At 38.7% G+C, this 14678-nt stretch carries 12 protein-coding genes; 7 read left to right on the top strand and 5 right to left on the bottom strand.

Annotation, left to right across the window (positions count from 1 at the left end; translation table 11 throughout):
- Nucleotides 1-34: 34 nt before the first annotated feature.
- Nucleotides 35-676 (top strand): cation efflux transmembrane domain-containing protein, encoded by a 642-nt coding sequence (locus tag AWW73_RS06125; protein ID WP_062849101.1) that lies wholly within the window; start codon nucleotides 35-37, stop codon nucleotides 674-676.
- Nucleotides 677-733: 57 nt separating this feature from the next.
- Here the strand turns inward: AWW73_RS06125 and AWW73_RS06120 are convergent, their stop codons facing one another.
- Entirely contained in the window at nucleotides 734-1336 is a 603-nt protein-coding gene (locus AWW73_RS06120) for a LysE/ArgO family amino acid transporter (protein ID WP_062849100.1), read from the bottom strand.
- Between the two features lie 106 nt (nucleotides 1337-1442).
- On the opposite strand from AWW73_RS06120, the gene AWW73_RS06115 reads away from it, so the two are divergent.
- On the top strand, nucleotides 1443-2333 hold the full coding sequence (locus AWW73_RS06115) for a LysR family transcriptional regulator ArgP (protein ID WP_062849099.1): 891 nt from the start codon (nucleotides 1443-1445) through the stop codon (nucleotides 2331-2333).
- A gap of 2 nt (nucleotides 2334-2335) precedes the next feature.
- On the opposite strand, the gene rsmI is transcribed toward AWW73_RS06115, so the two are convergent.
- Nucleotides 2336-3172: a 16S rRNA (cytidine(1402)-2'-O)-methyltransferase gene (gene rsmI, locus AWW73_RS06110; protein WP_062849098.1), complete on the bottom strand. Its 837-nt coding sequence runs from the start codon at nucleotides 3170-3172 to the stop codon at nucleotides 2336-2338.
- A 206-nt stretch (nucleotides 3173-3378) separates the two neighbouring features.
- Here rsmI and AWW73_RS06105 point away from each other — a divergent pair, with 206 nt between their 5' ends.
- The 3 genes from AWW73_RS06105 to AWW73_RS06095 all read left to right on the top strand — a co-directional run bounded on the left by AWW73_RS06105 (nucleotide 3379) and on the right by AWW73_RS06095 (nucleotide 5435).
- Nucleotides 3379-3780, top strand: coding sequence for a YraN family protein (locus AWW73_RS06105; RefSeq protein ID WP_062849097.1), 402 nt, complete (start codon nucleotides 3379-3381; stop codon nucleotides 3778-3780).
- An 80-nt stretch (nucleotides 3781-3860) separates the two neighbouring features.
- A complete protein-coding gene (locus AWW73_RS06100; RefSeq protein WP_016144674.1) occupies nucleotides 3861-4568 on the top strand; it encodes a BON domain-containing protein in 708 nt (235 codons plus the stop codon).
- A 3-nt stretch (nucleotides 4569-4571) separates the two neighbouring features.
- Nucleotides 4572-5435 (top strand): alpha/beta hydrolase, encoded by an 864-nt coding sequence (locus AWW73_RS06095; RefSeq protein ID WP_062849096.1) that lies wholly within the window; start codon nucleotides 4572-4574, stop codon nucleotides 5433-5435.
- A 28-nt stretch (nucleotides 5436-5463) separates the two neighbouring features.
- On the opposite strand, the gene nudC is transcribed toward AWW73_RS06095, so the two are convergent.
- The 3 genes from nudC to dnaQ form a co-directional block, all read right to left on the bottom strand.
- Nucleotides 5464-6207 (bottom strand): NAD(+) diphosphatase, encoded by a 744-nt coding sequence (gene nudC / locus AWW73_RS06090; protein WP_005070517.1) that lies wholly within the window; start codon nucleotides 6205-6207, stop codon nucleotides 5464-5466.
- Nucleotides 6207-7850, bottom strand: coding sequence for a hypothetical protein (locus AWW73_RS06085; RefSeq protein WP_062849095.1), 1644 nt, complete (start codon nucleotides 7848-7850; stop codon nucleotides 6207-6209). The genes nudC and AWW73_RS06085 overlap by 1 nt, the downstream gene beginning before the upstream one ends.
- A 129-nt stretch (nucleotides 7851-7979) precedes the next feature.
- Entirely contained in the window at nucleotides 7980-9359 is a 1380-nt protein-coding gene (gene dnaQ, locus AWW73_RS06080; protein WP_062849094.1) for a DNA polymerase III subunit epsilon, read from the bottom strand.
- A 233-nt stretch (nucleotides 9360-9592) separates the two neighbouring features.
- On the opposite strand from dnaQ, the gene AWW73_RS06075 reads away from it, so the two are divergent.
- Both AWW73_RS06075 and AWW73_RS06070 read left to right on the top strand, forming a co-directional pair.
- Nucleotides 9593-12808: a LysM peptidoglycan-binding domain-containing protein gene (locus AWW73_RS06075; protein ID WP_062849093.1), complete on the top strand. Its 3216-nt coding sequence runs from the start codon at nucleotides 9593-9595 to the stop codon at nucleotides 12806-12808.
- A 15-nt stretch (nucleotides 12809-12823) separates the two neighbouring features.
- The gene (locus AWW73_RS06070; protein WP_062849092.1) at nucleotides 12824-14659 is read left to right on the top strand and encodes an extracellular solute-binding protein; all 1836 of its coding nucleotides are present in this window, start codon (nucleotides 12824-12826) and stop codon (nucleotides 14657-14659) included.
- The last annotated feature ends 19 nt before the right edge of the window (nucleotides 14660-14678 follow it).

Raw genomic sequence — 14678 nt, 5'->3', positions numbered from 1 at the left:
TTAATCACTATAAAAGAGTTTTTGAGGAAATAAAATGGCTGGATGTGGTTGTGCTTCAACATGCTCTCCTACCAAGAAAGTAAGCCCGCGCTTTAGAAAAGCGTTATGGATTGCACTTGTGATCAATGCCTTAATGTTCGTAGTAGAAATATTGGGAGGTTATAAAGCCCAATCTGTTTCACTTTGGGCCGATGCATTAGATTTTGCCGGAGATGCAGCAAACTATGCATTATCTTTAGTCGTTCTTTCGATGAGTTTATATTGGCGTGCAACAGCTGCATTACTTAAAGGAATAACGATGGCGGCTTTCGGTGTTTTTGTCATTGCGAAAGTGGTCTGGTCGTATTTCTATGGAGTTCCACCGGAACCAATGGTCATGGGGGCAATTGGCGTAATAGCCTTAATTGCTAACGTTTCAGTCGCGCTTATGCTTTATGCATTTCGTGATGGTGATGCCAATATGCGTTCTGTTTGGTTGTGTAGTCGAAATGACTCGATTGCCAATATTGCTGTAATTTTAGCGGCGGTTGGAGTATTTGGAACAGGCAGCGTATTTCCCGATTTATTGGTTGCCTTTGTCATTGCTTACTTAGGTGTATCTTCTGGCTACGTTGTTATAAAACAGTCACAGCAAGAAAGAAAACAGGCAAGAGTTGTGCTTGGAAGTGAGGCCTAATATTAATGAGTAATAAAAAAGGATCTTTTAGATGATCCTTTTTTAGTTTTTAAGCCGTTAAAACAAGAGCGTTATAGCAATACTCCACATAACGCAACCAATAATGAAATCTAAAATTTTCCAAGCTTTAGGATTGGTAAATAGTGGCTTTAATAATCTTGCACCATAGCCCAGACTAAAAAAGAAAACCCAAGAGGCAAGAATGCTGCCCAAAGCAAAACTCACTTTATCTTCAAGCTGAGTTGCAACTGAACCAATCAGAACAATAGTGTCTAAATAGACATGAGGATTAAGCCAAGTAAAGGCAAGACAGGTCACTAATGCTTGAGTTAATGTTTGTTTTTGACTGCTATCAAGGTCCATACTTTGGGTAGTCTTAAATGCAGCATAAAATGCTTTGGCACCATAAATGAATAAAAACGTTGCCCCTAAATATTTAGCCACGGTAATTAAGATAGGTGATGCCGTCATGATTTCTGCAAAACCTAATACACCACATGCAATTAAAATTGAGTCGGACAGTGCGCAGATTAAACACAACCAGAATACATATTGCTGTTTAAGCCCTTGTTTGAGGACAAAAGCATTTTGAGCTCCAATTGCTACGATAAGCCCGCTACCAATACCGAAACCTTTAAAAAATATACTAAGAGAGAACATAACAATAAGGTGAAAAAAATCAGATATGGGAATTATCTGACTTTTTATTAAGAAATAAGTAAAATTAAGAATATTTAGGTTTGGCTAAAAAAAAATTAGGTTTGATATGTTAGATAGCAAACAATGTGAAGCCTTTCTTGCAGTCGCAGAATTGGGAAGTTTTGATGCGGCAGGGGAGCATTTATATATTACACCCTCGGCAGTGTCCTTACGCATACAGGCTTTAGAAAAGTATTTAGGACAAATTCTAATTATACGAGGTCGCCCTTGTGTGCTCACTCAAGCGGGGCAAACTTTATTGCAACATTTACGTCATACGAGATTAATGGAGCAAAATTTATTACAAGGTTTGATGGGAAAATCATCTGAATCCGAATTTTATAAAATTGCTCTAGCTTCAAATGCAGATTCATTAGCTACTTGGCTTTTACCAAATATTCAGCAAACACTTTTTAAAGAAAAAATAGTATTAGAACTAAAAATTGATGATCAATCTCACACGCACACTTTATTGGAGACAGGACAAGTCAATGCCTGTATTTCGGCAGAAGAGCAGGTCATGTCAGGTTGTTTAGCTCAACCACTAGGAAAAATGCGTTATAAAATGTTGGCCTCTGCTGAATTTGTAAACCGGTGGTTTAGTTGTGGAATTAACCGAGAAGCTTTAAGAAATGCACCAGCTGTAATTTTTAACCATAAAGATCTCATGCATTCAGAGGTATTGCTGAAATATTATGGTTTACCTTTACAAAGTTATCCCTATAGTTTTGTTCCTGCTACAGATGCTTTCGTCAAAGCAATTCAATTAGGTTTAGGTTATGGCATGGTGCCCGAGCTACAGGTTCAACCATTACTCGAAAATGGAACACTTGTTGATATTATGCCTGAGGCTCAACTTGATATTCCTTTATATTGGCATCATTGGAAAAGGCAGTCGAAGCAACTTGATGCACTGACTGAAACAATTGTTCAGTCAGCAAAACAGATATTGAGATAAGTTTAAGATTGGGTTAACTCAAGCGCACGTTGATAAGCAGTTTTCTTCTTAATACCTGTTAGATCTGCAGCAAGTTGAGATGCTGCTTTAACTGATAAGTCTTGAAGTAAGCGTTTTAAAAGCTCATCTAGTTTTTCTTGTTCCAAATCTGTTTTTTCTGGTGCGCCGCCAACTACAAGAACAATTTCGCCTTTTTCTTGGTTATGGTCGTTTTCAATAAAACTGACCAAGTCTTTTAAGGTCATTTTTTTTATGGTTTCAAAGGTTTTAGTGATTTCACGTGCGAAACCAACTGGGCGATTTTCACCAAATACCTCTGCCATATTTTTTACACATTCTAAAATACGGTGTGGTGCTTCATAGAAAATTAAGGTTTGAGTTTCATTTTTGAGTTTTTCTAATTGAGAAATACGTTGAGAAGCTTTTGATGGTAAAAAGCCTTCAAAACTAAAACGGTCACTTGGTAAACCAACTGCACTTAAAGCAGCAATTGCCGCACAGGCACCAGGCACAGGCACAACTCTAATGCCATGTTCTTGAGCAGCGCGAACTAATTTGAAACCAGGGTCGCTAATAAGCGGCGTACCTGCATCACTAATTAAAGCAATGTTATCGCCCGCAAGTAATCTTTGAACTAACTGCTCAATTTTATTGCTTTCGTTATGATCATGACATGCAGTAAGTTGAGTCGATATATTATAGTGCTTAAATAGTTGGGCTGATTGACGCGTATCTTCTGCAGCTACAATAGAAACTGATTTTAAAATATCAATTGCACGGAAAGTCATATCATCTAAGTGCCCGATTGGGGTGGCTACAACGAATAACTGAGCACTCATTTGGTTTTACTCCGTACAGATAAACAATTTTAATCGGGTAGTTTACCCGAAATTATGTTTTGGGCGTGAACAATGTCTGTCAACCTTTGCTTTTATAAATGATCTGATTTTCATTTGTTCAATTTAAATTAGAAATACGGTTGGATTGAACGAAATAATTTAAGCATAAAAAATGTAGTGCTACTTTTAATTTGGGGAAGGTAATAATGATATTAGCGCAGCAATTGGGTAAATGGGCAGAGCAAACGGCTTTAAACCTGTTACAAAAGCAAAACTATGTATGGGTGACCAGTAATTACCATTCACGCCGTGGTGAAGTGGATTTGATTGTTAAAAGAGGGCAAGAGCTGGTTTTTGTTGAGGTAAAGGCGCGTACTATAGGAAATTATGGACAGGCTTGCGAAATGGTAACAAGAATAAAGCAGAAGAAAATTATCAAAACCGCGATGCGTTTTTTACAGCGCTACCCATCTTATCAGGATTTTTATTGTCGTTTTGATGTGATTTGTTTTGATTTTCCACAGAAAATTGCAAAAACAGTACAGCAAGACTTTTCAAATTTCCATTATGATCTGCAATGGATCGAAAATGCATTTACTTTGGATTAAGAGTTCATTACTCTTTTGAGCAAATTTAAGTCTGATGCTTTATGATCAAGCCAAGAAGAGATTGATAGGAGTCTGGTGGAGTGTTGAAACGTATTGCTGTAACAGCGCTTTGTGTCGCAAGTTTGTCAGGTTGCGCAAGTTTTATTTCTGGTGGAACAGGTACAGCTCCAGTCGGAACAGATAGTGGTGTACGTAGCTTAGGTCAGGTATTCATTGATTCCTCAATTAAACGTACAGCGAATATTAACCTCTATAAGCTTGATCAGCGTTTTAAACAATCACGTATTAATATCGAAAGCTTCCATAGTACTGTTTTATTAACAGGACAAGTGCCAGATCCATACTTGAAACAATTGGCAGAAGACAATCTTAAAGCCATGAGCGATGTTAAAGCTGTACATAACTACATTACTGTAGGTAACAAGGTCAGCTACAACACGATTATGCAAGATGCGGGTGTAACAGCCAATACACGTGCGCTTTTAATGAAGGCACCTGTAGTTTCTGATAGTAAGGTTCTAGTACATACTGAAGACGGCGTACTTTATGTCATGGGACGTTTAAATACTGCTGAAATTAATGATTTGAATAGCGTCTTACAAAATGTGGGTAACGTGACCAAAATTGTTACTTTAATCGATAATGTTGATTTAGCGCCTGCACCAGCAGCAAGTACTGCGAGTGCAACGACTACACCGATGATTAATAACGTCATAGCTCAACCAACAGTTCAAACTCCTGTTGCAATTGATCCTGACCAAACAGATCCAGCTTCGAATGCACAGTAATATATGAATCTGATTGAACAACTACAAAGTAAAATTGAACAGGCGCGAACTCTTTATAAAGAGTTCCGCCTTTATGATTTGGGGAGTTTTGCTTTAAACCGTTTTACGCCAAAAGATGGTTTTGAACAGGTCGCAAATGTACGTTATGGTTTAAAGCCACGTCACCGTTTGGATGTTTATCGATCTGTTAAAAAACTAGCACATGAGCCGCTTATTGTTTTTGTACATGGTGGTGCTTGGCAACATGGTAATAAGCGAGATTATCTTTTTATTGGTGAAACATTTGCTAAAGAAGGTTATGACGTTGCGGTTATTAACTATCAATTAGCACCTAAAAATATTTTTCCAAGTTTTGTTGATGACCTGACTCAGGCATTGAATTATTTACATCAAAACCAAGAAAAACTGGAAATCTCTACAGAAAATGTTGTGCTTATGGGACATTCGGCAGGGGCATTTAATGTCATGTCTGCTGTTTATCATCCAAAACCAAACCCTATTCAGTGTTTAGGCAATATTAAGGCAATTTTTGGTTTAGCTGGACCTTATCATTTTGACTACAAAGGTGATCCACTTGCTGAAGATGCTTTTGACCAAAGTATTTCTTACCAAGAGGTGATGCCATACTATTTCGTCAATCAAAATAGTATTAAACATTACTTGCTCATGGCTGAAAATGATCAGCTTGTTGGCAAAGAGAATACGTTGGATTTGGATCGGGCTTTAAGACAGAGTGGAAATCACAGTCATATCGCTGTGATTCCCAAAACAGGACATATTACAATTTTGGCCAGTCTTTCTAGCTTTATTAGCCACTATTTCAGAACGAAAAGAACGATCTTACATTTTCTTGAAGAAGTGTTTTAAACGATACTCTCGTTTAAAACACGGCAGATTACCCAGCTTGGGTAATCTGCATAATCATTGAATGCGCAATACTTCCTTTAAATGGAATTTCAGGTAATTGATCAATTTTGAAGAATTGTGCATCTGCAATTTCTTCTTCTTGCAGCTTAATTTCACCCGACTCATATTCTGCCCGAAATGCAACCATAAGGTTGCTTGGGAATGGCCAAGGCTGACTTGACATATATTGAATATTTTTGAGTTTTAAGCCTACTTCTTCAAAGGCCTCTCGTTGTACTGCCTCTTCAAGTGTTTCGCCCACCTCAACAAAACCTGCAATTAAACCATACATATTGGTTTTATTGTGAACTGACTTCGCTAGCAAAATTTCATCATCCCCTCGAGTAATGACGGTAATAATACAAGGGTTTACACGAGGATATTGGTGGTAGCGACAAGAAGGGCATACCATTGCATATTCGGTTGGATGAACTTCTGTCGGATGTCCACAGTGGCTACAAAACTTATGGTTACGTCGCCATTCAAGTAATTGAACAGCACGACTCGCTTGCAAAAACTGTTCTTTCGACCAGCTGGTAATAAGCTGCCGAATTGGGACAAGTTGTAAGCCTTCGGGAATAGGTTCTTCAGCAAGCAAGTCACGTGCAATGACTTGCTCATCATGAGTGAAAAGTAAATCACTTGCTAACTTTTCGACTTTAGGTAGTTGGAGATTCTGGTCAACCAGTAATTGTTGATGATGGAAAATATAAGCAAGTGATAATTCAGACATTAAGCTGCCTTTTTTTGAAGTTGTTGACTACTCGACAATGCTACATTAAACATGGATTGTAGAACAGGTTGTTTATTTTTTAAATTGTCAACTAACATGTCAATGCCTGCCAATACGTTAAAAATACAGTGAATTTGGTCTGTATTAAAAGGCTGGTTTTGCTCAAGTTGCTCTTGAACAAATTGGGCAGTTTGGAGTAAAGCATGTTGTTGAATCGTACTTCCTAAAAATTCGGCTGCACCCGCTAACTCTTTTAATGAACCTGCAATAGCTTCAATATTTTGTGTCTGGTCATTGGCATACAAAGTAAGACTCTGACAGATAAAATCAATTAAATTTTTTGTTTCGGTAAGCAAAGCTTGATGAGCTTCATCAAGACGATCTAAAGAAATAGCCGTATTATTCACGCTAAGTTGTAGACGATTTGACGTGTAATTGCGTACCAAAATACCAATTGAATTCATTGCAGATAAAATGCTGTTCATCAGTTGTTGAGCATAGTTTTCATCACTTAAAATGTTAAGTTGACTTAAACTGCTGGCTTGTTGAGAAAGAGCAGATGCGGCTTCTTCAAGATTAAGAAGTTTAAAAGTATAAGCTAACTGTAAAAGGCTTGTTTGTAGCTGCTGTGCTTTTTCAGGCGACATATTTTGGTAGTTGTATTCAATATCGTTGCGTACCTTATTCATTTCATCCAAGATTAATTGGCTGACGGTGTGCATCGTGTCAAAGTCAGGACCAAAGAGATGGCGACTTAAAACGAGTAATTGAGTATCAGTTGGTGTTTCATCACCAATATGAAGTTGGTTACGAATATGGTGAGCAATCTCATCTTCTTGAGCGATGACAATACTTAAAATATCTGCGAATGCTGCTAAATTAGGTTCAAAACTTTCAGGTGCTGCCAAGAATAGAGCAATATAACTTTCAATATTGATGAGTACACGTAAGCGTGAGTCATTTAAAAGTAGGTCGTCAATATGGTTAAAAGCGTAATTGACGAGCTGCCAATATTTTTGGCTTGGCTGAGTGTTCGCCATACTGACCAAATAGGTTGCAATAAGTTTAAAGGCTTGAAAATTCTGAGCTGATGCTGTCTTTTTTAAAAATTGGTGTAGAGATAGTTTGTAGAGTTGATGGATAAACTGAGTTTTTTCACTCATTAATATTTCAGGCAAGGGCAGTTCAAGTGAAGTATTCGCAAGTAAAGGAACAATAGCTTGTCCGGATGTAGTCAGTGGCTTATTTAAAGCTAATTCTAAATTATTTAATGTCGTAAGAAGAAATTGTGGAACTTGTATTTCACGCAAACAGATAAATTCAATATAACGCTTTACCATGGTCGTGCCTTCGCTTAGGGCAACCACATCATCAGTATTAATTTGGGCTGGATTGGCAATAATTTTTTGCATCAACTCAGTTGAATATTGAGTTATTTTTGCAAGATAGGGGATATCAATTAAGCGTAGAACTTGAGTGCATTGTTTAAATTGCTCTAATGCATCATCAATACCAAAAGGGAGAGTTTGTTCTTCAATTAAGGTACTTACCGCACCTTCAACCAGTTTTATTGAACGATCAATTTCATGTTTAATGATGAGTAAAGCTGTTGGATCGAAATGAATCGACGTATGCTCAGACATAAACGTTCCCCTTTGCAAAAAATCAATTGTTATATTCGTAGTGCTCAATAATTTGAGCTAAAAATCTATGCGACTAATATAACTTAACTTACAAAGGGGAAAAGCTAAAAACACTAAAGAATCAAAAATTTATTTTGCAAAAAGGCAAGGTTCTCCGTGTTTTTCTTCATATTCTTTGACCCAAGTCTCATGTGTATTTAACTCTTCAACTGAAGGTTCAATTACAGGAAGGTCAATTTGAACTCTACTTCGATTAGTTGTTTGTTGGCTATTTTCACTCTGAGATAAGGCATCTATATCAAAAGAAACCTGTCCACCAGTCATTGCCAAGTAGACATCAGCAAGAATTTCAGCATCGAGTAATGCGCCGTGGAAAGTACGGTCACGAGCTGGAATTTCATAACGTCTTACAAGCGCATCAAGGGAGTTTTTTTGTCCCGGATGTTTGTTTTTCGCTAAAGCTAAAGTATCCGTTACCTCACATACTTCTGAAAGTGCAGGAAGCCCTACGCGTTTAAACTCCATATCAAGGAAGTTCATATCGAAGGTTGCGTTGTGGGCAATAATCTCTGCACCTTTGAGATAGTCAAATAAGGTGTCAGCAATGTCTGCATAAAGCGGTTTATCTTTTAAGAAATCATCACTGATACCGTGGATGTTTTCTGAATCTCCCACTGGTTTTTGTGGGTTAATATAAATATGAATCGAGCTACCCGTAAGCTTACGGTTAATCATCTCAATCGCACCCACCTCAATAATGCGGTCGCCATCTTGGAAATAAAAACCAGTGGTTTCCGTATCGAGAATCAGTTGTCGAGGACCTTGTAATTTTAATTTGGCTTCGGTTACAACAATTTGAGGGTGAATGTTATTGGTTGGCTGCTTACTTTCTTGTTCGGCAGTTTCAACTTCAATGATTTCTTCGTCCACAATAATCATCTCGACTTCTTCAGGTGCTTCAAGATGAATATTTTCTTCTTCACTTGTGTCAGCCAGATCAAACCCGAAAGGGTCATCTAGCAACCAGTCCTGTTCAGGCTTTTTTATATCTTGCGATACAGCGGCAGACTGTGGTTGCTTGAGTTCTTTAGCAGTTTTGTCTGCACCTAAATTCGCCAGCTGGTCTGCCATTTCATTGCCAGGTTGTCCTGCATGGCCTTTAATCCAGTTCCATTCAATATTTCTACCTGCACAGACAGCATCTAATTTCTGCCAAAGGTCAGGATTTTTTACATCTTTCCAGTTTTTCTTTTTCCAGCCATGAATCCACTCAGTAATACCTTGCTTCACATAATTTGAATCTGTCCAGATAATCAAATGTGCTTCGGCTGGGCAAAATGAAACACCTTCAATGGCAGCAGTGAGTTCCATACGGTTATTAGTCGTATCAGGTTCACCGCCAAATAATTTATGTTCACCCTGCTCAGTAATGACATATGCGCCCCAACCACCTAAACCCGGATTGCCACGACATGCACCATCAACATACAGTGTGATTGTTTGAGACATAAATCGAAACCTAAACTAAAAGAAAAAGAACTGAATATGGTGTATTGTATACGCAAAAAGTTCGGTTCCATCGTATCAAAGCAAGGTTTTTTTAATTTCTTGTAACATTTCCATGCAAATGACATTAAATTATTGCCTTGTCTATCTTGCATGCTTTACTACAATGGCATCGAAGACCTAGGGTTTGTGGGCAGACCCCAAAAAAATATTACGCGAGTTGTTTGGAAGTTTTTATGTATAAACCAACCACATTTGTGTGGCAGCCATCTGCAGCATCATTGTTTAAAATTACCGTACTTAGCTCTGCGTTAGCTGCGTTGGGTATTACAACAGGCTGTTCATCGACTCCGCAATCTGTAAAAACCTCAAAATCAAAACAGGTCAGTGGTGCAGGTTATTTAGATGCGAGTAGTCTTGATTCGTTAGAAGACTTACTTTCAGCAACTGATATGCGAGCTGTAGAAGGTGACCGTCTGCTTATTTTAAAGCACGGTGATGTCTGGAAGCGTATGTCCGTTGGTTTCAAAATGGATTTAAACCATTGGGATTCACGTATTGAAGCTCAGCGTAGTTGGTTTATTTCTCGTCAACCTTATCTTGATCGTTTAAGTGCCCGTGCAAGTCGTTATTTGTACCATACAGTTAAAGAAGCTGAACGCCGTGGTTTGCCGACAGAACTTGCGTTATTACCTGTGATTGAAAGTTCATATGACCCAGCTGCAACAAGTAGTGCAGCCGCAGCAGGTTTATGGCAGTTTATTCCGAGTACTGGCCGTATTTATGGCTTAAAACAAACAGGCATGTATGATGGCCGTCGAGATGTTGTTGAGTCGACTCGTGCTGCCTATGAGTTTTTAGGAAGCTTATATAACCAATTCGGTTCGTGGGAGCTTGCTTTAGCAGCCTATAACGCTGGACCAGGACGTATTCAACAAGCGATTAACCGAAATCAGGCAGCAGGTCTACCAACTGATTATTGGTCTTTAAAATTACCTCAAGAAACCATGAACTATGTTCCACGTTTCTTGGCCGTTGCCCAAATTATTAAAAATCCAAAAGCTTACGGTATCTCTTTACCTCCTATTGCAAATAGACCCCATTTCCGTGAAGTGACTTTATCTGCACCTTTATCTTTAAATGAAATTGCTTCTGTGGCGGGATTAAGCCGTTCGGAACTCTATGCATTGAACCCGGGATATCGTGGTGAAATGGTAGATCCTGCAAGTCCAATGCGTATCTTGATTCCGGCAGATTTAAGTCCTTCAATTGATAATAAATTGAAAGGTATGAAGTCTGGTGGTGGTTCAGGTTGGTGGGCAAGTGTAACTTCACCATCTAAGCCAGATGCAAGTGCTTCAACATCGGTGACAATTAAAACAACACCTGCAAATCAGGTTCAACCAGTTAAACCGTCAACTCCTGCTAAAACAACCAGTAGCTCTAGCACGGTAAAAGGTTCAACACCTCGTGGATCTGACGCTTTAGCTGCGTTTGCTGCTTCGGCTGATGTACCAAGTGCTCCACGTATTCCTGTCGCTGTGACACCTGCGGCAAATATTAAGCAAGTGAAGACAGAGCCGCCAATCTCTGCTGCAGAGCGTGAAAAGATTTTAGCGGCAGTTCGAGCTGAAGGTCAGAAAGAAACAGTTCAACAAGCTTTAGAGCCACAACCAACACAGGCTGAAAAAGATCAGGTGGTTGCTGAGTTGAAAGCTCTTGCCCCACAAGGAACGGAAATTGTTGATCCTTATGACGGCAAAATTAAGTTAACTGCGATTCAAACGAGCCAATCGGTTGCAGAGCAACAAGGTAAAGAAGTAAGTAAAGGTTTTGCATATCCAAAAACTTTAGCTGAAGACGTGACTGTAGCTAACTCTGAAGATGGGCAGCGTAATAAAGACAAGCCTTACATTAAAACTGATACAGATGTAGTGGTTGTACAGCCTAAAGGTAAACGTAGTACTTATACGGTTTTACCGGGTGATACTTTAGCCGTTATTGCGATGAAAAACGGCGTAAACTGGCGCGATGTTGCTAAGTGGAACCAGATTGACCCAGAAAAGACGTTATATGTTGGTTCAACGCTTTACCTTTATGATGCTAAGCCTCAAGAAACTCAAACGGCTTCAAAAAGCACAGCTAAACCAGATGTATATGTCGTTCAGGCTAACGATAGCTTAAGCGGTGTGGCAAACCAGTTTAATTTGTCAGTAAGACAATTGGCTGAATATAACGATTTATCAGTGACTGATGGCCTATTTGTTGGGCAAAAACTTCAGTTAAAAGAACCAAAGAATAGTCGCTCAAGTGCTAAAGCAGAACCGAAAGCAGTTCAGGCAAGTGCAAAGCGTATAGCAACTAAAAGCTATACTGTGAAGCGCGGTGAATACCTTAAATTAATTGCAGATCGTTACGCCCTATCTAATCAGGAACTTGCTGAATTAACTCCGGGGTTAACTGCGGCTAGTAACTTGATGGTAGGCCAAAAAATTAATGTGCCTACACAAGATATTTCTGTAGATGAAGTTGCAGAAACTAAGGTTTCTACTAAATCTGAGAAGGCGTCAGCAAATGTTTCTTATAAAACAGAAGGCTATAAAGTACAACGTGGTGATACTTTATCGAGTATTGCAACCAAATCAAAAATTAGCCTAGCTGAGTTAGCCGAGTTAAATAACTTAAAAGCAAATAGCCATGTACAGCTTGGTCAAACTTTAAAAGTACCGGCAGGGTTAAGTGTTCCAGAACAATACGTTGTACAGTCGGGCGATAGTTTAAATGCTATTGCGAGTAAATATAACCTGCAAACAAGTTATTTGGCTGACCTAAACGGTTTGTCTCGTACAGCTGGCTTACGTGCTGGTCAACGCTTAAAACTCACAGGTACAGTTGAGGAAACTTCAACTAAATCTTCTAAAAATACGAAAGAAGAAACACCAGAAACTTATACGGTTAAGTCTGGTGATAGCTTAGGTAATATCGCTAACCGTTACCACTTACAATTGGACTATCTTGCTTCACTAAATGGCCTTTCACGCAGCAGTAGTGTTCGTGTAGGTCAGCGCTTAAAACTAACGGGTGATGTACCTACCGTTGAAACAGCTAAAGTAGATACCAAGACTTCAACTAAAACAGTTGCTGCTGGTAAAAACACTGAAAGATATACTGTGAAATCTGGTGAGTCTTTAAATAGTATTGCGAGCCGTGCGGGTATTTCAGTGCGTGAACTGGCTGAAATGAATGCATTAAAAGCAAATGCTAATTTACAGCGCGGTCAGAATATTGTGATTCCAAAAACTGTGGTGGAATACAAAGTGAAGCGTGGTGATACTTTAATTGGCCTTGCGAGTAAATATGGTTTAGAAACCAATTTCTTGGCTGAGCTGAATAATTTGACACCTTCTACTCAGCTTCGCATTGGTGATGTGATTAAAGTGCCTAATTTGTAAAATAATTAGTCACTTATGCATAAATTAAATTTTCAACTGAGCCTGCTAGTCGGGCTCAGTGTCATTTCCCATAGTACTTTTTCTGCACAGCAAACTACTTCATATATAGCGATTCATTCTAAGCCTAAGTATTTAGAAATGCTGGCTATGCCATATGCAAACCCTAATGCCCTTAAAGGTGGTCTATTAAGTCAGGCAGCTCAAGGGACTTTTGATAACCTCAATAGTATGAATGGGAAAGGGAATGCGACAGAAGGCGTTAATTATCTTTTTGATACCTTAATGACCCACTCACTTGATGAGGTCGGGGTTTTATATCCGCTTTTGGCACAGAAAGTGAGTTTTGATCCAGAAAAAACACAATCAGTGACTTTCTATTTAAACCCTAAAGCGCATTTTAGTAATGGACAGCCAGTCACTGCGTCGGATGTTAAATTTAGTTTTGATGCTTATCAGACGAAGTCTAATTTAGGTTTGCAAATGTATCTTGCCGATTTGGCAAAAACAGAAGTAATAAATGCTCATCAAGTAAAGTTTAGTTTTAAGTCTACCCATAGTCCTAAAATGCCATTCATTTTGGCAACCTTACCCATTTATTCAAAAGCAGATTGGCAAAAAAGAGATTTTAGCCGAATTACCTTACAACCGATTATTGGTTCGGGACCTTACGTGGTTGAACGAATTGATCCGGGCAGAAGCGTTAGTTATAAAAGGAACCCAAATTATTGGGCAAAAGATTTGCCTATTAACAAGGGGCGTTATAATTTTGATCGCTTGAGGTATGTCTATTATCGAAATTGGGATATTGCTTTTGAAGGATTTAAATCTGGGCAATACACTTTGCATGAAGAGACTAATCCAAAAAAATGGGTAACAGATTATCGATTTCCAGCCGTAAAAACAGGGCTAGTTACTCAATATAAGTTTCGTCACCATAATCCCATCGCCACTGAGAGCTATGTGTTTAACACACGAAGAAAACCTTTAAATGATATTCGTTTTAGACAAGCCTTAACTTATGCCTATGACTTTGAATGGCAGAATAAAGCTTTGTTTTATGGACAATATCAACGTCTACAAAGTTATTTTGAAAATAGTGAATTAGCTGCAACGGGTCGACCTTCAACAACTGAATTAGAGTTATTAAAGCCGTTATTGCCTAAGTTATCTCCACTCATGCAGCAAGGTGTTTTAGCAAACTGGAAATACCCAGTTTCAGATGCGAGTGGGTTTAACCGTCAGAATTTGTTAACTGCACGGCAATTACTGATACAAGCTGGCTACAAAGTTAAAGAAGGACAGCTATTTACACCTGAAGGGAAAAAAGTTCAGCTTGAGTTTTTGATTCAGCAAGATGGTAAACAACGAACACTCATGCCTTTTATTCGTAACTTAAAAAAGTTAGGTATTGCGGTTAATTTGCGTCAGGTTGATGCACCGCAATATTTAGAACGGACTCGTCGTTACGATTTTGATATGACTACGATGAACTTGCCGCAATCTCTCAATCCGGGCAATGAACAATCTCAATTTTGGGGAAGTGTAGCCGCAGCTCAGGATGGAAATTACAATTATGCGGGAATTCGCAATCCAGTAATTGATCAAGTGATTTCAAAACTCGTTGCGAGTAAGAGCCGTGAACAACAGATTATTTATACTCGCATTCTCGATCGATTGCTTAGGGCCGGTTATTATCAAATCCCGACTTATGGTAAAGGTGAAAACTGGTATGCTTATTGGAATATGTATCAACAACCTAAAGTTAAACCAGCGCTTTCTTCTGGGATAGAATATTGGTGGAGTGATGCAAACAAAGCCAAAAAAGTTGCCAAGTATTTACATCAACAATAAAAAGCACCTGCCATAAAGG

The organism is Acinetobacter lactucae (assembly GCF_001605885.1).
Classification (GTDB): domain Bacteria; phylum Pseudomonadota; class Gammaproteobacteria; order Pseudomonadales; family Moraxellaceae; genus Acinetobacter; species Acinetobacter lactucae.
Note: the sequence above shows the minus strand (reverse complement) of the source record. Positions and strands in the feature narration are given on the sequence as shown.